The sequence below is a fragment of the Nocardia sp. NPDC060249 genome (assembly GCF_042728755.1).
GTDB lineage: Bacteria > Actinomycetota > Actinomycetes > Mycobacteriales > Mycobacteriaceae > Nocardia.
This window is the reverse complement of record NZ_JBHXAQ010000006.1, coordinates 292,793-317,398: the sequence shown is the minus strand read 5'-3', so window position 1 is coordinate 317,398 and position 24,606 is coordinate 292,793. Positions and strand designations below refer to the sequence as shown.

The following is a 24,606-nucleotide window of genomic DNA, read 5'->3' as shown; positions in this document are numbered from 1 at the left end:
ACCACACATGGGGTTTTCGATGAGTCAACGCAACAAGACGACCCACCCGGCCACCGGTGACACCGCACCGGGTGACCCGGCGAGCGCTGCCGACATCGCCGGGAGCGCCGGCTCGGACACGGGCGATACCGCCGAGACACTCGAGGCCGTCACGAGCGCGGCGGCCGGTGCGGGTGCGGAGACCGGCCCGAGCGCGGGCGCGTCGAGCGATCCGCTGCTCGGCGCGGCGGCGGTGACGCGGGTGTTCGGCATCCGTCACCACGGGCCCGGATCGGCACGCTCGCTGCGCCACGCGCTCGAGGAGTTCCGGCCCGATGCCATTCTCATCGAAGGTCCCGCCGACGCTGATCCGCTCGTCGGGTTCGTCGCCGCCGACACGATGGCCCCACCGGTCGCGTTGCTCGCCTATGTCCCGGATTCGCCCGCCCGCGCGGCATTCTGGCCGTTCGCCGTGTTCTCCCCCGAGTGGCAGGCCATGCGCTACGGCGTCGACCACGCCGTCCCGGTCCGCTTCTGCGATCTCCCCGCCACGAACGTCCTCGCCGCCGACGACGACGCCCGTGGCGGTGGCGCCGACCCGCTGGCCGCCCTGGCCTCGGCCGCGGGCTACGACGACGCCGAACGCTGGTGGGACGCCGTCGTCGAATCCGTTCCCGACAGCGCGGCTTTCGACGCCATCACCGAAGCGATGACCGTCCTGCGCGAGGACGCCCGGCACTCCGCGACCGGGACCACACCACCCGCTCCACCGCGGCTCGACGTGTCCACGCCGAGCGATGCCGCCGTCCCCGACCCGGTGTCCGGATCGCCGCTCGACGCTCCGGACCTGCCGGAGAAACATTCGGCAGCAACCGGATTCGAGTCGCCGACAGACGCCGAGCGACCGGACACCGCGATCGCGCCACTGCTCGTCGACCACCACACGCTGGTCCGCGAGGCGCATATGCGACAGGTGATGCGGCAGGTACTCAAGGGCGGCGCACAGCGGCTGGCGGTGGTGTGTGGCGCCTGGCACGCACCGGCGTTGGCCGAACCGCTCGGTCCTGCCGCACCGGATATGCGGCTGCTCAAGGGTTTGCCGAAGACGAAGGCCGCGCTGACCTGGGTGCCGTGGACGCATTCGCGGCTGGCGGCCGGGTCCGGCTACGGGGCAGGCGTCACCTCGCCCGGCTGGTATCACCACCTGTTCACCGAGACCGAGCGGCCGGTGGCGCGCTGGCTGACCAAGGTCGCCGGAGTGTTGCGCACGCACGATCTGCCGGTGTCGAGTGCGCACATCATCGAGGCGGTGCGGCTGGCGGACACGCTCGCCGCGTTGCGCGGCCGGCCGCTGCCGGGATTGTCCGAGGTCACCGAGGCGGTGCGGTCGGTGATGTGCGGTGGCGACGAGACCATGCTGCGACTGGTGATCGACGAACTCGTCGTCGGCGAGACGCTCGGTGGGGTCCCCGAGGACACCCCGACGGTCCCGCTGGCGGCTGATCTGCGGGCACGCTGTAAGACCCTGCGGCTCAAGCAGGAAGCGCTCGCCCGAAATGTCGATCTGGACCTGCGCAAGGAACGCGACGTCGAGCGTTCGCATCTGCTGCACCGCTTGCGCCTGCTCGGCATCGGCTGGGGCACCCCCACAACCGGCGAAGTCCGCAGCACCGGCACCTTCCGCGAGACGTGGACGCTGCGCTGGGAACCGGAATTCGAAGTCCGCATCGTCGAAGCGGCGGTATGGGGAACGACGCTGCGCACCGCCGCCGAGACGAAGATCCTCGATACCGCGAGCCGCGACGACGTCACCGTCACCGCCCTCGCCGCCGCCCTCGAAACGGCTTTGCTCGCCGATCTGGGCGGCGCCACCGACGGGTTGATCACCAGGCTCGAAGCCGCCGCCGCCCTCGACCACGATGTCACCCACCTACTCGGCGCCCTCCCGGGCCTGACCCGCACGCTGCGCTACGGCGATGTCCGCGGCACCGACACCAAGGCTCTCGCCCATGTCGCCGACGGCTTGCTGGTGCGCATCTGCGCGGGCCTGCCCGGCGCCGTCACCGGACTCGACACCGATGCCGCCCAGGCCCTGCGCACCCAGATCGATGCCGCGCACACCGCCATCAGCACCCGCGACGACGAGCACGCCACCACCGAGTGGCTGGCCACCCTGCACCGCATCGCCGACCGCGACGACGTGCACGGCGCGATCGGCGGCCGCGCGGTGCGCCTGCTGTGCGACGCCGAACGCATCGACGATGCCGAATCCGCCCGTCGGCTGGCCGCCGCGCTGTCCGTCGGCAACACCCCCGCCGCCAAGGCCGCCTGGATCGACGGTTTCCTCGGCGGCCGCGGCCTGCTCCTGGTCCACGACCGAGAGCTGTTGCGCCGCATCGACGAATGGCTCCGCGACCTCAACGAAGACCAGTTCGTCGCCACCCTGCCGCTGCTGCGCCGCACCTTCGGCTCCTTCGAATCCGGCGAACGCCGGGCCATCAGCCAGGCCCTGCGAGACACCGGCTCAGCACCGACCACCTCCGACGGACCCACCCCGGTCGATCCGATCCGCGGGCAACTGGCGCTGCGCGCAGCGACCGCGATCCTGGGGGCCGCGGGGTGACCCACCTCCGCAGACGTCTGACACCGAGCCGGCGGCCGGGCCGTGCGCGACATCCGATCCACCGGTTGCCGCGCCGGGATCACGCACCGCGAATCGCGTGCGGCGCGATCGTCACGGTGGCCGCGCCCGACACCCACTCGCCACCGCATCCCGCTCTCCCGCTCGACCACCAGGAGCACTGATGACCGAATCCGACGAAACCCAGTCGCGCCGTTGGCGTCTCGTGCTGGGCACCGCCGCCGAAGAACAGCTCGGCGGGTTGAGTTCCGGCGCCGACCAGGCGATGGACCAGGCACTGTCGGCCCTCTACAACACCGGTGAAGCGGGCGGGTCGACGAAAAGGTCCGGTGGACTCGGTGGTTCGGCGCCCCGGGTAGCGCGCTGGCTCGGCGATATCCGCACCTACTTTCCCGCGACCGTGGTCGAAGTGATGCAGCGCGACGCCGTGGACCGGCTCAACCTCACCCAACTGCTGCTGGAACCCGAGCTCCTGGAATCGGTCGAGCCCGATGTGCACCTGGTGGGCACATTGCTCGGCCTCAACAAGGTGATGCCCGAAACCACCAAGGCCACCGCGCGCATGGTGGTCGAGAAAGTGGTGCGCGAGATCGAGCAGCGGATCGCCGCCAAGACCGTGGCCGCGGTCTCGGGCGCCATCAACCGTGCCGCGCGCACCCATCGCCCGAAACTGCGCGACCTCGATTTCGACCGGACCATCCGCAAGAATCTCGCCAACTACCTGCCCGAACACCGCACCATCGTGCCCGAACGGCTCGTCGGCTACGGCCGCAAGTCCCAGTCGATCCAGCGCGATGTGGTGCTGGCCATCGACCAATCCGGCTCGATGGCGGCCAGCGTCGTCTACGCCTCGGTGTTCGGCGCCGTCCTCGCGTCCATGCGATCGCTGAAGACCTCGCTGGTCGTGTTCGACACCGAGATCGTCGATCTCACCGACCAGCTCAGCGACCCGGTCGACGTCCTGTTCGGCACCCAGCTCGGCGGCGGCACCGACATCAATCGCGCCATCGCCTACTCACAGACGCTGATCACCCGGCCCACCGACAGCCTCTTCGTGCTCATCTCCGACCTCTACGAAGGCGGCGTCCGCAACGAGATGCTGCGCCGCTGCCACGCGATGAAGGAGGCAGGCGTCCAGGTGGTCGTGCTGCTCGCCCTCTCCGACGAGGGCGCACCCGCCTACGACCACGACAACGCCGCGGCCCTGGCAGCGCTGGGCATTCCCGCCTTCGCCTGCACCCCCGACAAGTTCCCTGACCTGCTCGCCACCGCACTGGACCGCGGCGACATCACGCGCTGGGCCGACACCAACGCTCCGGCGGTGTGATCGCGCCCCGGGCAACGTGGCGGGACTCGGGAGCGTTGCGCGCCCGGGACAACTAGGCTGCGAACGATCGGGTTCGTTGGACGGGGGTGAGGCGATGTTGCGGCACGGGGCGGTGTTCGCCGGTTTCGTCATCGAACGTGAGCTGGGGCGCGGCGGGATGGGCGCGGTGTACGCGGCCAGAGATCGCAGGCTGCCGCGGCTGACCGCGCTGAAGTTGATGCACCGTGACCTGTTCGCCGACTTCGAGATCCGCGCCAGATTCGAACGCGAAGCCGACCTGGTGGCCCAGCTCGACCACCCGAACATCATCACCGTCTACGACCGCGGCGTCGACGAGGAACGTCTCTGGATAGCCATGCAGTTCGTGGACGGTGTCGACGCTTCAGCGGTTCCGGTGCAGCAGTTCGGGAGCGAGCGGATCGCCCAGATCGTCACTCAGACCGCGAGTGCGCTCGACTATGCCCATCGCCAGGGCGTTCTGCACCGTGACGTGAAGCCCGCCAACATCCTGTTGTCGCACACCGCGGGTGTCGGCGCGGGCTTCGACGAACGAGTCGTGCTGACCGACTTCGGCATCGCGAAACTGCTCGACGACACCGGCGGCCTCACCCGCACCGGCCAGTTCACCGCCACCATCGCCTACGCCTCGCCCGAACAACTCAGCAGCGCACCGCTCGACGGGCGCGGCGATCAATACTCCCTGGCCTGCACGGTTTTCCGACTGCTCACCGGCACCGGCCCCTTCGACGCCGCCAACCCCGCCACCGTCATGCTCGGCCACCTCAATGCCCCACCTCCCGCGGCCAGCACCCGCCGCGCCTCCCTTCCCACCGCGGTCGACGCGGTCCTGTCGAAGGCCATGGCCAAAGACCCCACCCACCGCTTCCCCACCTGTACCGCGTTCGCCACCGCTCTCACCGAGGCACTGCGCCACCCCGCCCGATCCGCCGCCACCCACGCCCCGATCCGCATCGAGAGCCCCCCACGCGCCTCCGTCTACCCCGCGGGCACCGTATCGGCGGCCGAGTCGCGCCCGACCGCGACGTCATCGCCCGCGTTCCCACCGAACTCCGTCGCCGAGGCCGCACCCCACGACGGGTCGAGTCGGCGCAGCGCTGCCCGGCGCCACGACCCGACAGCTGTTCGCCACACCGCAGCCGAGCCGGAAACCCGGTCGCCTGGTGCGCCGGGTGACCCAGCGGCGCCCGCCCGGACGGGCACCGTCTCGCGGGACCAGTGGCGTTCGGCGGTTCGCAACGGGGAGCCGGGGAATGCCGCGCGCAAAGCAGTGGGTGCGGCGATGTGGGCGCAGCGTGTGCACGGTTGCCTGCTCGGCGGCGCGATCGGCGATGCGCTCGGCGCCCCGGTGGAAACGCGTTCACTGCAACAGATCCGGGCCGAATACGGCTCGGCCGGGGTCACCGACATCGACCCGCTGCGCATCTCCGAGGAAACCCAGCTGACCGCGTTCACGGTCGAAGCGCTGATCAGAGGCTCGGTGCGGGCCAGGGCCAAGGGCATCGGCGGGGCGACGATGGGCCTGCTCCAGCAGGGCTTGCTCGTGTGGTTGCGCGGACAGGTCTCCGAGATACCAGACCAACCGTTCGCGCTGCACAGCTCACTCACCGGCTACCCCGAGCTCATCGAGCAACGCGGTGTGGCCAATTCGGTCTACACCGCGCTACGCCAGGTGGCGACACGGCGCGCGCCGACCGATCCGCTCGGTACCCGCGACCAGCCAATCAACCACTCCAAGGGCAGCGGAGCCGTGATGCGCGCGGCCCCGTGCGGATTCGGTTACGCCGCAGATCGTTCCGGCGACGCGACCGACGCCATCTTCGAACTGGGTTGTGACGCCGCCGCACTCACTCACGGCCATCCCAGCGGCTGGCTCCCCGCGGGCACCCTGTCGGCGCTGATCTACCAGCTCGCGCGCGGCGCCGACCTCGCCACCGCGCTCTCCCACGCGCGGGTCGAGCTGGCGAGCTACCCCGAACACGAGGAAACCTCGGCCGCTCTCAACGCCGCGCACCGGCTGGCGGCGCGGATCGAACGCGAACGGCGGTATCCCACACCGGAAGACGTCGAAACCCTCGGCCAGGGCTGGATCGGCCCCGAAGCACTGTCGATCGCCGTGTTCGCCACCCTCGCCGCCGAAGGACTCGGCGGCGCACCCCACGACATCGTTCGCACCGGCCTGCTGCTGTCGATCAACCACTCCGGCGACAGTGATGCCACCGGCTCGATCGCGGGCAGTCTCCTCGGCGCCCGCCACGGCTACCACGCCCTACCCCGACGCTGGTTCGATGCGGTCGACGCGCGTCCCGTCCTCGAACGTCTCGCCGCCGACTACGCCACCGAATTCGGCCTCACCCCACCGGCCGGCAACTCCGGCCAGCCGACCGACGACTGGTACCACCGCTACCCGGCGTGACCACCGTCGGCCCGACACAGGTCGGCCCCCGGCGCGGAATTTCGCCGAGGGCCGAAGTGCCTGTGCGGCCTACAGATCCGCGATAGCCGCCAGCGGCGGCGTCCGCGCGGCGCGCACACCCGGCCACACCGCGGCCAGCACACCCACCACACCGGACGCGATCAGCACGATCACCAGCTGCGACCACGGAATGGTGATCTGGTCGATGCCCAGATCGCGCAGCGTGCGCAGGAATCCGACCCCGAGGGCGATACCGAGCACCAGACCGACGATCGCGCCGAAGATGGCGATCAGCATGGACTCCAGATAGATCGTGCGACGCACCTGCGCACGCTGGGTGCCGACCGCGCGCAGCATGCCGATCTCGCGCCTGCGCTCCACCACCGACAGCGCCAGGGTGTTGATGATGCCGAGCACCGCGATCACCACCGCCAGGGCGAGCAGCCCGTAGAGGATGGCGAGCAGGGTGTCGATCTGCTGGCCCTGCGCGCCCTTGAACTGTTCGTGGTCCTGGACCTGCACCACCACGAACGGTTCGGTGGCCTTCTCCAGGTTCGCCCGCATCGCGGTGAGATCGGCGCCCGGTGCGGCCTTGACCAGCACGAAGACATTGGTGCGCAGACTCTGCGGCATCAACTGCTCGTAGATGCCGGGATCGACCACCATGGGCCCGAGCAGCGGCGAGTCGGCGTAGACGCCGGCGATCGTGAGCTCGATCTGCTTGTTGTCGAGACTGGTGATGGTGACCTTGTCGCCGAGCTTCCACCCACGCTCGTTCGCCTCGGTCTCGTCGATGAGCGCGCCACCGGCGGGGATCGTGGTGGAGCCGCTGATCACGTCGATGTCCATCACCGGGTCGATCGGACCATCCGGCGAGGTGGCGCCGATCTGCTCGTCGCCGACCTTGAACGCGACGAGCCGGATCCCGGTGACATCGCTGACGCCGGGAACATCGGTACGCACAGCGTCGACCGCACCGATCGGCGCACCGATCATCTGCGGACCGGCGAGCACGTACTCGGCCTTGACCCCCTTGTCGATGAGCACACCGACACTCGTCTTCGCCGAAGCGCCCAGAATGCCGATCGCCGAGACCAGCATCAGACCCAGCGTGAGCGCGAACGCGGTGGCGGCGGTACGCCGCGGGTTGCGCGTGGCGTTGTTGCGCGCCATCTGCCCGATCGCGCCGAACGGCCTGGTGAGCACCCCCAGCACGAGCACCATCGGCCGCGACAACGCGGGCGCCGCCAGCAGCACCGCCAGAATCAGCCCGAGCGCACCGACGCCGACGGTCACCGCCGAGCCCTTGCCGGTGCCCTGCGCACCGACGTACACGAGCACGCCACCGGCGACAGCCATCACCGCGCCGATGATGGTGCGCAGCCGCAAAGAATCACCCGCACTGGCGAATTCGGAACGCATCGCCTCCACCGGGGGCACCTTCGCGGCCCGGCGAGCCGGCGCGTAGGCACTGGCCACGGTGACGATCAGGCCGACGAGCAGCGCGACGATCGCGGTACGCGGCAGCACGGTCAACGACCCCGTCGGCAGTCCGAGATCGAACGCGTTGAGCAACGCCGACAACCCGTACGCCAGCGCGATACCCGCGGCCAGCCCGAGCGCGCTGCCGATCAGCCCGATCACGATCGCCTCGGAGACCACCGACCGCCCGACCTGCTGACGGCTCGCCCCGATCGCGCGGAGCAGCGCGAGTTCGCGCAGCCGCTGGGCCACGATCATCGAGAAGGTGTTGTAGATGATGAACGTGCCGACGATCAGCGCGATCGCGCCGAAGGCGAGCAGGAAGTAATTGATGAAGGTGAGCGCCTCGGAGACCTCCTTCTTCATGTCCTCGCGGACCTCGTCGGAGTTCTGCACCTTGTAGTTCGGCAGGCCGGCGGCGAGCTGGTCGCGCAGGTCGTCGGCCGAAACACCGGGCGCCGCGGCGATATCGGCGTAGGCCACGTGCGAGCCGTCGGTGAACAGCTTGCGGCCCTGCTGCTCGGTGAACATCACCGCGACCACGCCGCCGCCCTCGGTGCCCGGCATCTCGTAGATGCCCGACAGCGTCACCTCGAACGGGTCACCCTTGGACGGAATCAGCACCTTGGTCGTGTCGCCGACCTGCAACCCGGCTTTCTCGGCGCCACCGGCGTTGAGCGCGATCTCGTTCGGCTGGGTGGGCGCGGCGCCCGACAGGAACTTCTCGGGCTCCTCGACGGACTTGTCCGGCGGCAGGTAGGACAGGCCGAAACTCGGTGCGCCACCGGTCTGCACGGCCTTCTTGCCGTCGGGCTCGAGCAGCACGACCGGGCCGTTCACGGCGGGCGCGACCCTGGCGACGCCGGGAGTCTTGGCCAGCGCGTCGACGATATTCGTCGGTACGCCCAGTGATTGGCGGTCCGCGGGGCCGACCCGCACGTCGACGCCCTGAGCCTGGCCTTCGAAAATACCGTCGAAGGTGCGCTGCAGGGTGTCGGTGAAAACGAACGATCCGGAGATGAAGGCGGTACCGAGCACCACCGACAGCAGCGTCAATGCCAAGCGCACCTTGTGCGCGGCGAGGTTACGCAAGGCGACCTTGCGCATCGGGTTGCTCATCGGGTTTCCAGCGCCTTCATCCGGTCGAGGATCGAATCCTGGGTCGGGTCGCGCAGCTCGTCGACGATGCGGCCGTCGGCGAGGAACACGACGCGGTCGGCGTAGGCGGCCGCGCGCGGGTCGTGGGTCACGATCACGACGGTCTGGCCGAACTCGTCGACCGAGGCGCGCAGGATCGAGAGCACCTCGCCCGAGGAATGCGAGTCCAGGTTGCCGGTCGGCTCGTCGCCGAAGATGATCTCCGGCTTGCCCACCAGCGCCCGCGCACACGCCACCCGCTGCTGCTGGCCACCGGACAGCTCCGACGGCCGGTGCTCGAGGCGGTCGCCGAGACCGAGGCGCTTGACCACGGTGTCGAGCCATTCCTGATCGGCCTTGCGACCCGCGATATCGAGCGGCAGGGTGATGTTCTCCAGCGCGGTGAGCGTCGGGACCAGGTTGAACGCCTGGAAGACGAACCCGATCCGGTCGCGCCGCAACGCCGTCATCTGCTTGTCGGACAGCCCGGTGAGCGCGGTGTCGCCGATGCGCACCTGGCCCGCGCTGGCACTGTCGAGCCCGGCCAGGCAGTGCATCAGCGTCGACTTGCCCGAACCCGATGGACCCATGATCGCGGTGAATTCGCCCTTCGCGAAGTCAGCCGACACCCCGTCCAGTGCCTTGACCTGTGTATCTCCCGATCCGTACAGCTTGACCAGATCGAGCGCGGCGGCCGCGATATCGGTGGCGGCCGCCGCATCGACGGCCTCGGTCCCCATGGCGTGCGAAGTCATGCTGTCCAGTCTGGCTGCCCACCGTAAGCCGCGCCATCCGGGATCCCCCCGATACCGCAGGTCTTACCGACCTCTCAGCGAACGACCCACTCGAACGCGTCGGCCTCCGAGCGCGCGCCTTCCAGCGCGCGGGAACGGTTGGGCTCGCCCAGCTCGGCGAGCAGTTCTTCGGTGAGGCCGACCAGGCCGGCCAGCGAGACCGGGGTGAACCAGTCGGGCCTGGTCGCGAAGAGGATGTCCTCCGACGACGTGTTGCCGCTGGCGCCGGGAGCGAAGGGACAGCCGCCGAGGCCGCCCAGCGCGCCGTCGACCATGGTCGCGCCCGCGGCGACGGCCGCGAGCGTGTTGGCCACACCCATGCCCCAGGTGTCGTGGCCGTGGAACACGACGCGTCGCGGCGGGGTGGTGTCGCGGACGGCGGTGACCAAGGCGCTCACCTGAGCAGGATGGGCCTGGCCGAGGGTGTCGGCGAGGACGATGTCGGCGGCGCCGACGGTGCGCGGATCATTCGCGATGGCGAGCACCCGCCCGGGATCGACGGGACCGTCGAACGGGCAGGTGAACGTGGTGGCCAGGCACAGCTGGATCTCGCCGCCCGCCTCGTGAGCGAGCCGGATCGCGTCGGGCATCGCCGCCACCGAAGTCTCGGTATCGCGGCCGATATTGGCCCTGTTGTGCGCGTCGGACACCGAGAAGCAGTACTGGAAATTGCGCGCGCCCGCGGCGGCGGCCTTCTCGACGTGACGCGGGGTGGCCACCCACACCCAGCACTTCGCCAGTTCATCCGGGGTGAGCGCCGCGATCAACTCGAGCGAGTTGGCCATCGGCGCGACCAGATCCGGCCGCGCCATCGACCCGATCTCCAGCGCGGGCACTCCCAGGGCGAGCAGTCTGCGCACCACATCGATCTTCTGCTCGACGGGCAACACCTTGCCGGTGAGCTGCAAACCGTCGCGCAGCGTCACATCACGCAACAGTGGTGCGGTCACCGCCGCTGCTCCGGTTCCCGCGCGGGCACACACATCACGCCACCGCACGGTTTGTCGCCCACGCTGGCCGGGGTGGGGTGGACCGTCGGACGCACATGACCCGGACCGCGCGGCTCCCACTTGTTGCGCACCGGCGGGCGGCGCCTGCCGTGTACTCGCCTCGTCACAGTGCCTCCAGCGCGTCGATCTGATCTTCACTCATCCCGAGCAGCCCGCCGAGCACCTCTCTGGTGTGCTCGCCGAGGTCGGGGCCGACATTGCGGATCGGCAGCGATGCGCCCCCGATCACCGGGACGATGCCACCGAAACCCACCTGCTTGGGTTCGGCCTCGCCCACGTCGACGGGGAACATCTGGATCATATTGCGTGCGCGATACTGCTCGTCGGCCACGATGTCGGCGGCGGTGTAGATCGGGCCGCACGGGATGGCGGCGTCATCGAGCAGTTTCAGCGCCTCGGCGCGCGTGTGCTTGCTCGACCATTCCGCGATCGAGGCGTCGAGGCGTTCGCGGTTGCGCCAGCGGCCGTTGTTGTCGGCGAGTTCCGGATCGGCGGCGAGGTCGGGGCGGCCGATCACCCGCATGTACCGCTGGAAGATGGCATCGCCGTTGCCACCGATGATGATGGAGTAGCCGTCGCTGGTCGGGTAGGCGTTCGACGGCGCGATGCCTTCCATCCGGCCGCCGACGCGCTCCCGGTTGATGCCGTAGCCGAGATGGTCGGGGATCAGCGATTCCATCACCGACAGGATCGACTCGTTGAGCGCGACATCGATGATCCGCTCCACCTGCGGCACCGGACCCGCGACCCGTTCGCGCTGGAACAGCGCCATCACGGTCCCGAAGGCCGCGTAGATGCCCGCGATCGAGTCACCGATCGACACCCCGGTGCGCACCGGCGGCCGATCGGGATCCCCCACCAGCTCCCGCAGGCCACCGACCGCCTCCGCCACCGCGGCGAATCCCGGTCGGGTGGCCATCGGTCCGGTCTGCCCGTAGGCCGAGATCCGCGTGATCACCAGCTTCGGGTTCGCTTGCTCGAGCGCCTCGGGCCCCAGCCCCCACTTCTCGAGCATTCCGGGCCGGAAGTTCTCCAGCAGCACATCGCACTGCTTCACCAGATCGAGCACGATCGCGCGCCCCGCCTCGGTCCGCAGATCCAGCACGATCGACTTCTTGTTGCGGTTGACGGTGCGATACAGCATCGAGGTATCGCCACCGTACAACCGCCAGTTGCGCAATTCATCGCCCGTGCCAGGGCGTTCCACCTTGATCACCTCGGCACCGAAATCGCCGAGGATACGTCCGGCAGTAGGCGCGGCAACATAGTTACCGAGTTCCAGGACGCGCACTCCGTCCAACGGCCGAATACTCATGCAGGCAGTATCGCAGTGCGACCCCCGGTGACGCCGGGCACGTGCGGCCCGGCGGCGAACCGATAGTTCAGCTGGCCAGGAGCTCCACTTCCTCGATGATCGAGTAGTCCTCGGCGTTGCCCTTCAGCACGGTGCTGGTCCGGCCGTCGACGCCGACCGGGATGTCACCGGCGAGGGTGATGCGGGTGAGGCGCCGTGGCTGGTCGTTGTAGTCGTCGATGGCGTAGTGCTGAGTGGCACGGTTGTCCCAGATCGCGACGTCGCCGTCGGACCAGTTCCAGCGGGTGGTGTTCTCCAGGCGGATGACCCGATCCTGGAGCAGACGGAACAGCTGGTCGGACTCGCGGGCCGGAATCCCGACGAACTGCTTCACGAAATGGCCGAGCAGCAGCGCACGCTCGCCGGTCTCGGGGTGCACCCGCACCACGGGGTGTTCGGTCTCGTACACATCGGACTGGAACTCCGCCGAGTACTTCACCTGGGACGGACGCACCTTGTCGACCGCTCCGGCGTAGTCGTAGAGATTGGTGTGCACCGCGCGCAGGTTCTCGGCCAGCGCCTTGAGCGGGGCGGGCAGCGAGTTGTAGGCCGCGACCGTGGACGCCCAGGTGGTCGAGCCGCCGTAGGTGGGCAGGTGCTCGGCGCGCAGGATCGATGCCTTCGGCACGCGGTCGACGAACGTCACATCGGTGTGCCAGGAGTTGGCACGGCTGCGCTCGGAGTCGATGGCCAGGCTCTTCACACCGGCCGACTTCACCGTGGGATGCGGGGTGGTCGGGCTGCCGAGCAGCTCCGCGAATTCGTACTGGCCGTCCTCGGTGAGGTGGTTCTGACCGCGGAAGAAGATGACCTTGTGCTCGTTGAGCGCGTGCCGGATCTTGGCTACGGTCGCCGCGTCCAGGTCACCGCCGAGCCGGACACCATCGATCTGCGCGCCGATGTGGGCGCCGAGCTTGGTCACCGTCAGGGTGGTCGGGAGGGCGTGGTCGACCGTCATGGGGATCACCTTCACTGTCGTTCTCGATCGGTTGGTACGCATCAAGCACACCGCGAATCCCGTTCGACAGACAGGGTTTGCCTCGGAGTGATCCCAACGGCGTCAGCCGATGTGCTCGCGCAGGTAGGCCAGGTCCTCGGCGACCCCGTCGGCGGGAGTTTCCAGGATCACCGGCGCACCGGCCGTGCGGCAGACCTCGGCCAGCAGTTGCGGGTCGATGGTGCCGTCGGCGAAATTGGCGTGCCGGTCGGCACCGGAATCGAATTCGTCGCGCGAGGAGTTCAGGTGCACGAGATCGATGCGCCCGGTGATGGCCTTGATCCGTTCGACCACCCCGACCAGTTCCTCACCACCGGCCCACGCGTGACAGGTGTCGAGACAGAAGCCCGCACCGTAGTCCCCGACCGCGTCCCACAATCGGGCGATCGAATCGAAGTGCCGGGCCATCGCGTGATTGCCACCGGCGGTGTTCTCGATCAGGATCGGCACGGCGAACCCGCCCTTGTCCTGCTGACGCTCGAACAGCTTGCGCCAGTTGTCGATTCCGGTGTCGAGCTCGGCGTCGGAGCGCACATGACCCCCGTGCACGACCAAGCCGAACGCACCGAGATCGGCCGCGGCCTTCGCCTGCTGGGCCACCGCGTTGCGCGAGGGCATCCGCAGCCGGTTGTTCAGGCTCGCCACATTGATCTGATAGGACGAGTGGACGACGACATCGATCGGACTGGCCAGAATCTCGGCGGCCTTGGGATGCGGCTGGGGCTTGTCCCAGCTCTGCGGATCGACCACGAACAACTGCACGACCTCGGCACCGAGCTTCTCGCCGAAGCCGATCGGATCGCTCTCGTCGCGAACGTGTGCTCCAATGCGCATAGCTGCCACCCTAATATCAGGCACCGACAACTTCGCTCGCGATGTTGCGCGGCGGTGGGTTCGGGAGATACATCGGTAGAATTTCAAACGGGTGCTCTGCCCTGGAGGGGGTGACTTCGCGTGTTGCGCAAAGGCGACGTGTTCGCCGGATACACGATCCGGCGCGTGCTGGGCCAGGGTGGAATGGGCGTGGTCTACCTGGCCAGGCACCCCCGGCTGCCCCGGCTCACCGCGCTGAAACTGCTCAGCCGTGAGCTGTCCGCCGACGAGGAGATCCGCCGCCGCTTCGAACGCGAAGCCGATCTGGTCGCCCAGCTCGAGCACCCCAATATCGTCAATGTCTACGACCGCGGCACCGACGACGATCAGCTGTGGATCTCCATGCAGTTCGTGGCGGGCACCGATGTCGCGACCGCCGACGTGAACGTGCTGACACCGGGCCGGGCCGTGCAGATCGTCGCCGAGACCGCCACCGCGCTGGACTTCGCGCACGCGGGCGGCGTGCTGCACCGCGATGTGAAACCGGCGAACATCCTGCTCGCCAAGCCACCGATCGGGCGCCCGGAACGCGTGGTGCTCACCGATTTCGGCATCGCCGCGGTGCGCGACAGCGAGACCACCCTGTCCTCGGCGGGCACGATCACCGCCACCCTGGCCTATGCCGCGCCCGAGCATCTGGCGGGCGCGCCCCTGGATCATCGCGCCGATCAGTACTCGCTGGCCTGCACCCTGTTCTGGATGCTCACGGGCTCGGTGCCGTTCCCCGGGCCCAGCCCGGGCGCGGTGATCCAGGCGCACCTGAGCAAGCCCGTTCCGCCGCTGCGCAGCCTGCGCCCCGACCTGCCAGCGACCCTGGACGCGGTGCTGGCCAGGGCCACCGCCAAGCGCGTCGAGTCCCGTTTCGCCAGCTGTGCCGAGTTCGCGCAGGCGGCCAAAGCCGCGCTGTTCGCGGCGCCGGGGCCGTGGCATCAACAGCAGCAGCAGTACACCGCGGCCGGCGTGGTCCTGCGTGCCCGCGAGTCCTACCCGCAGGCGCCGGGATATCCCCGGCCGCACACTCCGGCGCAGCCCTACCGCAACGCGCCCCCGCCGACCACCCCCGCGCAGCCGCACCCGCACGTGCAGCCGACCACTCCCGCGCAGCCGCATCCCCACGCGCCGCGGCCGTCGACGGGCGGTCCGGCCATCCCGCCACGACGCGGGCCCGCACGCCCTGGCACCATCGATTTCCCTGGTGGCCGTAACCATCCCGGCTATATCGTGCCGCCCCAGCAGCGGCGTCCGCCGTGATCGCAGCAACCGCCGGCATCGTCGCCGACTGCTAAGGTTTCGTTGATTTTCCCGTGGCGGGCAACCCCGGCCGCGGCTTTTATGCTGTACGCGCGTGCGCTGGTGGGTCCCGGCGCACGGCGGGAAGTGGAGCAGACATGCTGGCCAACGGAGATGTCTTCGCCGGCTACGTCATCGAACGGCAGCTCGGCCGTGGTGGCATGGGTTCGGTCTATCTGGCCAAGCACCCACGCCTACCGCGGATGACGGCGCTGAAGTTGCTCAATCGCGAGATGTTCTTCGACGCCGAGGTGCGGGCGCGATTCGAGCGGGAGGCCGATCTCGTGTCGCGCCTTGATCATCCGAACATCGTCACCGTGTACGACCGCGGGCACGACGACGAACAGCTGTGGATCTCCATGCAGTTCATCGACGGCGTCGACGCGGCATCGGTGGATCCGCAGACGCTGCCGCCCGCCCGCGCGCTGCAGATCGTGAAGGAAACCGCCGACGCGCTGGACTACGCGCACGGCATGGGTGTGCTGCACCGCGACGTGAAACCGGCCAATATCCTGCTCGCCCGCTCGGGCGCGGGCCGTGGCGAACGCGTCTACCTCACCGACTTCGGCATCGCCCGATTGCGCGACGACACCGGCCACCTCACCCAGACGGGCACCTTCACGGCGACGCTGGCCTACGCCTCCCCCGAACAGCTCACCGGCGCCGCGCTGGACCACCGGTCCGACCAGTATTCCCTTGCCTGCGCGCTGTTCTGGCTGTTCACCGGTTCGGGCCCGTTCGCGGCGACCAACCCGGCCGCGGTGATCCAGGGCCATCTCCAGCAGCCGCCGCCCACGCTGAGCAGCGTCCGGCCCGGCCTGTCCTACGCGCTCGACGGTGTGCTCGCCAAGGCGATGGCCAAGCGGCCCGACGACCGGTTCGACTCCTGTTCGGACTTCGCCGAGGCCGCGATCGAGGCGCTGAACAGCCCGAGCGCACCCGCGATGCCGATCGTCGGTCCACGACCGGGCACCGGTGGGGCGCTGCCGATCGCCGGGCGGCCCACCACGGGTGGCGCGATCGCGCAGGCCGGTCCGCCGTATCCCGTTGCCACGCAGGGCCCGATGACCGGTGGCCAGATGGGCACCGCCCAGGGCCCGATGACCGGCGCTCCGATGGGCACCGCGCACGGCCCGACGACCGGCGCTCCGATGGGGACGGCGCAGGGCATGACCGGCGCCGCACAGGGGCCGATGACCGGTGGCCCGATGGGCACCCAGCGTCCGATGAACCAGTCGCCCACCGGCGCTTCCCAGCCCTACACCCAGCAGTCGCGCCCGCAGTACCAGTCCGCGCCGCGGCCACAGGCCGGCGGTTTCGCCCAGTATCCGCAGGGGCAGCGGCCGTCGAAGTCGTCGAACACGGGGTTGATCATCGGCATCGTCGTCGCGGTGATTCTGGTGATCGTGCTGCTGATCGGTATCGGCATCGCGGCCAGCGGCGACGACGCGGGCGGCGGCGACCGCACGACCACCACGTCGGCGGCCGCCTACATCACCCCGAGCGCCGACGCCATCAGCGCCGAGTTCGGCCGGATCGTGCCCGCCACGGTCGACGACTCCACCGGGTACAACGGCGCCACCTGCTGGGAGACCGACAGCAGCGACCCCCCGTCGCCCGCGGAAGGCGAACCCGATTTCGGCGCCTGGGTGCACCTGTGGAGCTGCTTCGGCGGCGGCGACAGCGACGATCCGTTCTACCGGATCTACGCCTTCAACTCGGCCGCCGACGCCAAGGCGGTGCTCGACGGCCTGCCTGCCAACACCAAGTCCACCGACAGCAACGGTGGCAAGCAGTACACCAACTACAAGTACACCGACAATGGGAACAAGATCATCACGCAGTTCACCGGCAACCCCGGCCGCGCCCAGTTCCTGATGTACACCGACGGCTACGGCACGGCCGACGAAGTGCTGCGCTGGTGGCGCTCGGCCCCGCTGAACTGACCGCGATGTACGACGAGGGCGGCGTTTTCGCCGGATACACCATCGAACGATTGCTGGGCCGTGGCGGCATGGGCTCGGTGTACCTGGCGCGCCATCCGCGGCTGCCACGGCGCACCGCGATGAAGCTGCTGAACCGGGAATTGTTCTTCGACAACGAGATCAAAGCCAGGTTCGAACGCGAGGCCGATCTCGTGGCGCAGCTCGAACACCCGAACATCGTCACCGTGTACGACCGGGGCGTCGAGAACGACCAGCTGTGGATCTCGATGCGCTACATCGACGGCTCCGACGCGTCGTCGCTGCCCTCGCCCGTCGACCCGGCGCGCGCGGTCCGCATCGTCGCCGAAACCGCCGCGGCACTGGACTTCGCGCACAGCCGTGGCGTGCTGCACCGCGACGTGAAACCCGCCAACATCCTGATCGAACCGGTCGACGGCACCGAACGCGTCTACCTCACCGACTTCGGCATCGCCCGCCTGCACGACGACAATGCCGCCAAACTGACCCAGACCGGAACCTTCACCGCCACCCTGGCTTTCGCATCCCCCGAGCAGCTCTCCGGTATCACCCTCGACGGCCGCGCCGACCAGTACTCCCTGGCCTGCACTCTCTTTCGCCTACTGACCGGATCCACCCCCTTCGACGCCACCAATCCCGTCGCGGTGATCCAGGGCCACCTCCAGCAACCCCCGCCCCGCGCGAGTGCCCTGCGCTCGGGCATCACCCCGGCACTGGACGCGGTCATCGCCCGTGGCATGGCCAAGCGACCCGAAGAACGCTTCGCCACCTGCGCCGAGTTCGCCGCCGCCGCGCTCCACGCCCTGGCCGGGCACGCTCCCCCGCAGCAGCTCCACGGGTCGGCGCCCACCAGAACCTACCCGCCGAACTCGCCGTACACTCCCGGTGCCGGGTACCCGATCGCCGGCCGGACCGACCCGAATTCGCTTGGCGGACAGACGCCATGGCCGGGCGCGACCGGTCCCGAGCAGCCGTGGGCCGCGGGCGGACAACCCGCGCCCGCGGGTTACGGCCAGTCGTGGCCTGCCGGGCCCGGCAGCCGATCGTGGGCCGCGCAGTCCGGTCCTTCGTGGCCGAACGGCCCCGCGAGCGCCCCGAACGCCCTCGCTCAGCGTCCCCGCGACGCCGGGAATTCCCGGGCGAGGGACGGGCGTCCTTCGGTCGCCGAGGAGTATCTCGGCAAGAAGCGTAAATCCCGCTGGGAGGGATCGCCGATCGGCTGGCTGGCGATGATCGCGGCCGTGATCTTCCTCGGCTGGATTCTCGTGACCGCGTTCGGCGACGACGGCAACGCCGGTGCGTCGGGCGGGCCGGGTTCCGAAACCTCCACGGTCACCACATCGTCGGTCGAGGCGGCGACCTCCGCCCCCCAGCGTCCGACGTCGACCACCCCGCCGACGAGCGACCGACGGGTCATCGGCGCCAACGCGGCCAAGCTCAGCGACGAGTTCCCCCGCATGCTGCCCGCCACCTCGGCGAGCAACCTGGTCCATGCCGGTTCGGGGTTGGGCAACGCGGGCTGTTTCGCCTACGACCGCGCGACCGCCAGCCGCGATTCCGACGACGCGGACATGGGCGACTGGTCGGTCATGTGGCATTGCTTCGGCGGCGGCAACAAGGCCACCTACGAGTTCTTCCTCTATCCCTCCGCGGGACTGGCCGCGCAAGCGATCGCGGGCCTACCCGCCAACGACGCGCGCCCCATGACCCACACCGACCGCGACTACACGAACTTCGTCCTGCACGGCAGTCAGGCGAAGTCACCGCGCATGGTCACCCGCTTCGACGGCGACCCGGCCCGCGCCACCATGCTCATGTACAGCCGCGGCTTCATCGCCGACGAGGCCCAGGTGCTGGATTGGTGGCGCTCCGCCCCGCTGGTCTAGGCACGCGTTCGCGCCCATCAGGCGGTCAGCGTGTAGTGCACGAAGTCGCGCACGGGCTCGAAGCCGATTCGCTGATAGATCTTGTTCGAGGTCGGATTGGCCAGGTCGGTGAACAGGCAGACATCGGCGCCTTCCGCGCGAATCCGACCGGCGACCGTCGCCGTCAGCGCGCTCGCGAAGCCGTTGCCCCGGAACGGCGGTGGCGTGTAGACCGGGCCGATCCTGGCCCAGCCGAAGACCGCCGTCTGCCGGGCGACCAGAGTGACCGGCGTGCCGTTGTGCTCCCACAACCACGATGCTCCGGCCTCGAGGCGGTTGCGCACAGCCGTCTCGTCGAGTCGACGCGGCCCGTCGATTTCCACCCTGAAATTCTCGAGCATCGCCAGGCATGGGTCCAGATCGTCGACGGTGGCCTGGCGAGGCGCGCCGGGTGCCTCTGGCAGGTGCAAGGAACCCAGGCGGAACAGGCGGGTCGTGTATTTCTCGCGGTAGGTACCGCGGGTGGTCTTCGACCAGTGTTCCGCGAAGAGAGCGGCGTCGGACCGCTCGCCTTCGACGCTGCGCGCCGTGGTGTCGGACGCCACGAAGGCATCGGCGACGGCCGAGATGCTGTGCGGGGGCAGCTCGCCCAGGTAGATGGCGCCATTCGTGCTCTGCGCGAGACCGACGACCACACCCGCCTGGTCGCGGACACTCAGGAACTGCGTCACCATCGAGCCGGATCTGCCCGAGATCAGATTGGTGAGGGTACTCGCAATCACCGTGTGTCGCAGCGGGTCACACTGCAGGAACGGTTCCGCCTCGACCAGAAGCCGGGCCGCGTCAGTGGTGATGTCGATGCGCACCACACCGACGGTAAGCCGTCACACCCGCGACCGCATTCGAATTATGAGGTGTCTCAGGTTGTTTCGGGGATGTCCCGATCGGTGCGCAGCTTCAATAAGATGAGTCCAGCCGTACAGGCCAGGATCAGCCCGGCGACGGTGATCTCCACGTGCAGGCCCGCGATCCCGAGGCCGGCGCCGACGAGACCGCCGACGAAGAACAACCAGCCCATGATCCGCGCGGCCACCGCGAAGGTGCGGTTGCCGGGCGGTGTCGACGAAAGATGCCCGACGGTGGCCGAATCGGTGTTCGCCGCCGCGGTTTCCAGCCGGGATGTCGAGAGTGCTCCCATGAGATTCTCCTCGATGACGCCGATCAGATACTTGCGCCGCGCAACCTCGCGCGTCAGGGGTAACGTTCCGGACGTCTCATGCGTAACTTTGCTCACACACGCTACGACTCGGCGACGTCGAACGCGCGCGACACGTCCCCACGACACGCTGAATTGATCAATCCGATATCTGGACCACTAACGTTTAAAATGCGCTCTTTGGCCCGACCTGCACTACTGTGAGGCGATCTCGAAGCCGACGAGGAGTAACAGGCGATGGATAACAGCAGGGCCAAGTTCGTGGGTCCGGCAGTCGCTGTTGGCGCGGTGTCGCTCGGACTGATCATCATCGGTGCGTGCGGTGTCGGGCAGCAGGATGTCTACGTGCCGGCGCCGCCGTTGAGCGCGGATCTGGCCGCCGCCCCGGCGCGGCCGGCGGACGAGCCCACCTCGACGACAGTGCACATCCCGATCCCGCCGTCGCCCAGTTGGCGGATCGCGCCGTACATGTCGCCGCGCAAACCGTTCAGCCTCAGCTCCACCGAGACCTCGCCGTCGGAAACGCCACCGCCCGAGGGCGAACCGGCGCCCGAGCCCCGCCCGGCCGAGGCGACGACGGAATCGCGGCCTGCCGAGACGACGACGCGGCCGCCGGAGACCACCGAAGACGAGCCGACGACCACCACCCGGCCGCAGATCCCCACCCGGCAGAACCCGACCCGCACCGTCACCCCGCCCCGCGTGGGCGATGACGAAGCGTCCGAGGACTATCCGCCGACCCACGCCTTCGACCGCGCGACTCCGACCCCGGCCGACACCGGCGCCACACCGACCACCGCGACGACCACCGAGGCCGCGACGAGCACCGAAACCCCGGCCCCCACTACCGTCGAGGGCTGACACAACGGTGGTGCAAGAGCTACAGCTCTACCAGGTCGTACTCGCCGATCCGATCGGCCAGCTCTCGCCGATGTTCCAGCGCCCCACCGAGCGTCTGCCCGATCGCGGTCAACCGGGCGACGTAGTGGCTCACCGGGTACTCCGCGGTGACGCCGATGCCACCGTGCATCTGGATCGCCTCCTGGCCGATGTGCTCGGCCGACTTACCCACCTGCAACCGGGCCCGTGACGCGACCGCCGGATCGTTGCCGCCGTCGGCCAGCGCCGCCGTCGCGTACAGGCTCATGCTGCGGGCCAGTTCCAGCGAGACGTAGCAGTCCGCCGCACGCTGGGTGAGCACCTGGAACTTCGACAGCGTGACCCCGAACTGCTTGCGGGTCTTGAGGTATTCGGTGGTGAGCGTGAGCGCGATCTCCATCGCCCCGACCGACTCCGCGCACAGCGCCGCCTGCGCGTAACCCTGGGTCAGGGCGATCGTCTCGGCGGCGTCGGCGGTATCGCCGAGCAGTACGCCCGTCGCGTTGTCGAAGTCGAACTGCGCGGCGCGACGGCCGTCGAAGGTGCGGTACGTGCGTCGGTGCACGCCGTCCTGATTCGGGTCGACCAGGAACAGCCCGGTCGCGCCGCCGGGCAGCAGCGCGCTGACGATCACCTCGTCGGCCACATCACCGCGCAGCACCGGATTCTTCACGCCGGTCAGCGCGTATTCGTCGCCCTGGGCCACCGCGGTGGTGGTGAGCTCCGTCGACGGCCACCGCAGGCCGGGTTCGGCATGGGCGAAGGCGAGCAGGATGGTTCCCTCGGCCAGCGCGGGCAAGAGCCGTTGACGCTGCCCGGCGCTGCCTGCCAGCCGCAGCAGTTCGGCCGGGATCACCACCGAGTCGAGCACCGGTTCCGGGGCCAGCGCGCGTCCGAGTTCCTCCTGCACCAGCATCGCCTCGACCGGGCCGGCGCCGACGCCGCCGTCCTCCTCGGGAATGGTCAGCCCGAGCACCCCGAGGTCGGCGAGTTGCTTCCAGACCGTGCGGTTCCAGCCGGGGTCGGTGTCGCCGCTCTTGGTGAGGGCTTCGCTGTCGTAGAACCGGTGCAGCAGTTCGCGCACGGTGTCACGCAGCATCGTCTGTTCTTCGGTCAGTGCGAGTTCCATGTCAGCGCCTCACAATCCGAGGATCGTGGAGGAAATGATCGAGCGCTGAACCTCGCTCGAGCCTCCGTAGATGGTCACCTTGCGGTAGTTCAGGTAGCCGGGGCCGGTGTGCTGGGCCCACGCGGGCGAGGCGATGTCGTCGGCGTCGACCGGCAGCGCGTCGGCGCCCGCGACGTCGAGCAGCAGTTCGGTGGCGGCCTGCTGCAAATCCGTGCCCTTGAGCTTGAGCACCGAGGACACCGGATTCGGCTTGCCCTCCACAGAATTGGAGACCACGCGCAGCTGGGTCAGTTCCAGGGCGAGCAGTTCGTTCTCCAGCTCGGCCAGCCGCGCCGCGAACACCGGGTCGTCGAGCAGCGTGCCGCGCCCGGTCCTGGTGGCGCGGGCGTAGTCCTTGGCGAGGCCGAGCTTGACCTTGGTCTTGCCGACGCCGGTGATGGAGGTGCGTTCGTTGCCGAGCAGATACTTGGCGTAGGTCCAGCCCTGGTTCTCCTCGCCGACCAGCTGATCGGCGGGCACCCGGACGTTCTCGAAGAACACCTCGTTGACTTCGTAGCTGCCGTCGATCAGCTTGATCGGGCGCATGGTGACACCGGGCGACTTCACGTCGAAGAGCAGGAAGGAGATGCCCGCCTGCTTCTTCGGCGCGTTCGGGTCGGTGCGCACGAGACAGAAGATCCAGTCGGCGTACTGGCCGAGCGTGGTCCAGATCTTCTGGCCGTTCACGATGTAGGAGTCGCCGTCGCGCACCGCCGTGGTGCGCAGCGACGCGAGGTCCGAGCCCGCGTCGGGTTCGGAAAAGCCCTGGCACCACCAGATGTCGAGCGCGGCGGTGGGCGGCAGGAAACGCTGCTTGAGCTCCTCGGACCCGAACTGGGCGATCACCGGGCCGACCATCGAGGCGTTGAACGTGAGCGGCTCCGGCACCGAGGCCAGCTGCATCTCGTCGAGCCAGATGTGGCGCTGCATCGGCGTCCAGTCCTTGCCGCCCCAGGCCACCGGCCAGTTCGGCACGCACAGGCCGTTGTCGTTGAGGATCTTGTTCGCGGTGACGATGTCCTCGCGGGACAGATCCTGGCCGTGCTTCACCCGATCGCGGATGTCGGCGGGGATCTCGGTCGCGTAGAAATGCCGGAGCTCGTCGCGGAAAGCGACCTCTTCCGGGGACAGGGCTAACTTCATACGGGTCTCCCAGTCACTCGTAGCCGTCGAAGAGAAACCTACCCTTCGGTAATCCCCGGTGTCGACTACATCACACGCGATGGGTGCTCCAGCGGCGCCCACCGCGGCGTCGGCGGCTCGGCGACCCGTGCGACGACCTGGTACGTTGCCAGACGAACCGGACTATCCGGCGACGAGCATCCATCGAGGAGTCACGGGTGAACGGCAGATCCATCGCAGGTAGAGCAGCGGTCGTCACCGCGGCGAGCATCGGCGCGCTGGCCCTGCTGGCCCCGAGCGCGATCGCGACGCCCACCGACGACGCGATCGGCCAACTCACCCACCTCGCCGGCGACGACACGACGGCGAAGGCCGGGGTGGGCGCGATCGCGAGCTTCACCGGCATCGTCGGCGTCGACGCCCTGCGGGACATCTCGACGCAGTTCACCCCCTTCACCTACGCCGCCCCCACGTTCGGCTGCGGCAGCAACGGCCCGATCACCACGATCATCGCCGCGGCGTCGTTCGAAGGGCCGGGCCCGCGCACCGCCACGAGCCTGACGCCCGGCGATATCCGCTTCAGCGCGAGCCCGCGCCACACCGGCGTGCCGCTGGCTTCGGGTCTGAGTGTCGCGTGGGTCAACGTCAACAACGGTCAGAGCGGCATTGTCGGTCTCGACGACCAGACCGAGTTCGATCTGCCGTCACTGTCGAAGACGGTGCACAGCGGTGCGGGCACGGTGGTCGCCTCCATGTGGGGAACCATCGACTACGCGGGCGTCCGCTGCGTGATGACCCCGACCGTCGGCACGTTCGTGGTGCCCGATCTGCCGGTGGTCGTCCCCGAAGCCCCCGCGGCTCCGCCCGCCCCCGAACCGCAGGCCGTGAGCCCCGGCTCGGGTGAATCCTCCTCTGGCGCACCGACATCGAAGGCTCCGGCGCCCGCTCCGGTCGAAACGCCCCAGCCGGCCCCGGCGCCCGCTCCCCCGGCCCCGCCCGCGGCGGCCAACGTCGGCGGCTGAGCCGCTTCCGGTAAGCCCACGGTCGACGGACGAATTCGCCGACCGGACAACG

At 69.2% G+C, this 24,606-nt stretch carries 18 protein-coding genes; 8 read left to right on the top strand and 10 right to left on the bottom strand.

The annotated features are described in order from the left end of the window. Positions 1-19: 19 nt before the first annotated feature. From ACFWFP_RS23125 to ACFWFP_RS23115, 3 genes are all read left to right on the top strand, one after another. Complete coding sequence (locus ACFWFP_RS23125; RefSeq protein ID WP_379298206.1) at positions 20-2,602, top strand: DUF5682 family protein; 2,583 nt, start codon at positions 20-22, stop codon at positions 2,600-2,602. Positions 2,603-2,783: 181 nt separating this feature from the next. Continuing rightward, positions 2,784-3,947 (top strand): VWA domain-containing protein, encoded by a 1,164-nt coding sequence (locus tag ACFWFP_RS23120; protein WP_379298204.1) that lies wholly within the window; start codon positions 2,784-2,786, stop codon positions 3,945-3,947. A 94-nt stretch (positions 3,948-4,041) separates the two neighbouring features. Continuing rightward, positions 4,042-6,381, top strand: coding sequence for an ADP-ribosylglycohydrolase family protein (locus ACFWFP_RS23115; protein WP_379298202.1), 2,340 nt, complete (start codon positions 4,042-4,044; stop codon positions 6,379-6,381). A gap of 69 nt (positions 6,382-6,450) precedes the next feature. Here the strand turns inward: ACFWFP_RS23115 and ACFWFP_RS23110 are convergent, their stop codons facing one another. The 6 genes from ACFWFP_RS23110 to ACFWFP_RS23085 form a co-directional block, all read right to left on the bottom strand. Then, positions 6,451-8,982 (bottom strand): ABC transporter permease, encoded by a 2,532-nt coding sequence (locus ACFWFP_RS23110; RefSeq protein WP_379298200.1) that lies wholly within the window; start codon positions 8,980-8,982, stop codon positions 6,451-6,453. Next, positions 8,979-9,755, bottom strand: a complete 777-nt coding sequence (locus ACFWFP_RS23105; RefSeq protein WP_379298198.1) for an ABC transporter ATP-binding protein — start codon at positions 9,753-9,755, stop codon at positions 8,979-8,981. Before ACFWFP_RS23105 ends, ACFWFP_RS23110 begins: the two co-directional genes overlap by 4 nt. Before the next feature lie 74 nt (positions 9,756-9,829). Next, positions 9,830-10,744, bottom strand: coding sequence for a hydroxymethylglutaryl-CoA lyase (locus ACFWFP_RS23100; RefSeq protein WP_379298196.1), 915 nt, complete (start codon positions 10,742-10,744; stop codon positions 9,830-9,832). A gap of 163 nt (positions 10,745-10,907) precedes the next feature. Next, on the bottom strand, positions 10,908-12,119 hold the full coding sequence (locus tag ACFWFP_RS23095; RefSeq protein ID WP_379298194.1) for a CaiB/BaiF CoA transferase family protein: 1,212 nt from the start codon (positions 12,117-12,119) through the stop codon (positions 10,908-10,910). Positions 12,120-12,186: 67 nt separating this feature from the next. Then, a complete protein-coding gene (locus ACFWFP_RS23090) occupies positions 12,187-13,116 on the bottom strand; it encodes a TauD/TfdA dioxygenase family protein (RefSeq protein ID WP_379298192.1) in 930 nt (309 codons plus the stop codon). 102 nt (positions 13,117-13,218) lie between these two features. Beyond that, positions 13,219-13,989 (bottom strand): deoxyribonuclease IV, encoded by a 771-nt coding sequence (locus ACFWFP_RS23085; protein WP_379298190.1) that lies wholly within the window; start codon positions 13,987-13,989, stop codon positions 13,219-13,221. Between the two features lie 120 nt (positions 13,990-14,109). Here ACFWFP_RS23085 and ACFWFP_RS23080 point away from each other — a divergent pair, with 120 nt between their 5' ends. The 3 genes from ACFWFP_RS23080 to ACFWFP_RS23070 all read left to right on the top strand — a co-directional run bounded on the left by ACFWFP_RS23080 (position 14,110) and on the right by ACFWFP_RS23070 (position 19,168). Then, a complete protein-coding gene (locus ACFWFP_RS23080; protein WP_379298188.1) occupies positions 14,110-15,279 on the top strand; it encodes a serine/threonine-protein kinase in 1,170 nt (389 codons plus the stop codon). A gap of 137 nt (positions 15,280-15,416) precedes the next feature. After that, a complete protein-coding gene (locus tag ACFWFP_RS23075) occupies positions 15,417-17,264 on the top strand; it encodes a protein kinase (protein ID WP_379298186.1) in 1,848 nt (615 codons plus the stop codon). Further along, positions 17,240-19,168, top strand: a complete 1,929-nt coding sequence (locus ACFWFP_RS23070) for a protein kinase (protein WP_379298184.1) — start codon at positions 17,240-17,242, stop codon at positions 19,166-19,168. Before ACFWFP_RS23075 ends, ACFWFP_RS23070 begins: the two co-directional genes overlap by 25 nt. A gap of 17 nt (positions 19,169-19,185) precedes the next feature. Here the strand turns inward: ACFWFP_RS23070 and ACFWFP_RS23065 are convergent, their stop codons facing one another. Together ACFWFP_RS23065 and ACFWFP_RS23060 are read right to left on the bottom strand one after the other, a co-directional pair. Beyond that, positions 19,186-20,013 carry a GNAT family N-acetyltransferase gene (locus ACFWFP_RS23065; protein WP_379298182.1) on the bottom strand — a complete coding sequence of 276 codons (828 nt, stop codon included), beginning with the start codon at positions 20,011-20,013 and terminating at the stop codon, positions 19,186-19,188. A gap of 53 nt (positions 20,014-20,066) precedes the next feature. Then, positions 20,067-20,345, bottom strand: coding sequence for a hypothetical protein (locus ACFWFP_RS23060; RefSeq protein WP_379298180.1), 279 nt, complete (start codon positions 20,343-20,345; stop codon positions 20,067-20,069). A gap of 255 nt (positions 20,346-20,600) precedes the next feature. On the opposite strand from ACFWFP_RS23060, the gene ACFWFP_RS23055 reads away from it, so the two are divergent. After that, a complete protein-coding gene (locus tag ACFWFP_RS23055) occupies positions 20,601-21,224 on the top strand; it encodes a hypothetical protein (RefSeq protein ID WP_379298178.1) in 624 nt (207 codons plus the stop codon). 19 nt (positions 21,225-21,243) lie between these two features. Here ACFWFP_RS23055 and ACFWFP_RS23050 read toward each other — a convergent pair whose 3' ends face one another. After that, positions 21,244-22,371: an acyl-CoA dehydrogenase family protein gene (locus ACFWFP_RS23050; RefSeq protein ID WP_379298176.1), complete on the bottom strand. Its 1,128-nt coding sequence runs from the start codon at positions 22,369-22,371 to the stop codon at positions 21,244-21,246. Positions 22,372-22,380: 9 nt separating this feature from the next. Then, complete coding sequence (locus ACFWFP_RS23045) at positions 22,381-23,553, bottom strand: acyl-CoA dehydrogenase family protein (protein ID WP_379298174.1); 1,173 nt, start codon at positions 23,551-23,553, stop codon at positions 22,381-22,383. Between the two features lie 197 nt (positions 23,554-23,750). Between ACFWFP_RS23045 and ACFWFP_RS23040 the strand changes: the two genes are divergently transcribed. Continuing rightward, positions 23,751-24,554 (top strand): hypothetical protein, encoded by an 804-nt coding sequence (locus tag ACFWFP_RS23040; protein ID WP_379298172.1) that lies wholly within the window; start codon positions 23,751-23,753, stop codon positions 24,552-24,554. The last annotated feature ends 52 nt before the right edge of the window (positions 24,555-24,606 follow it).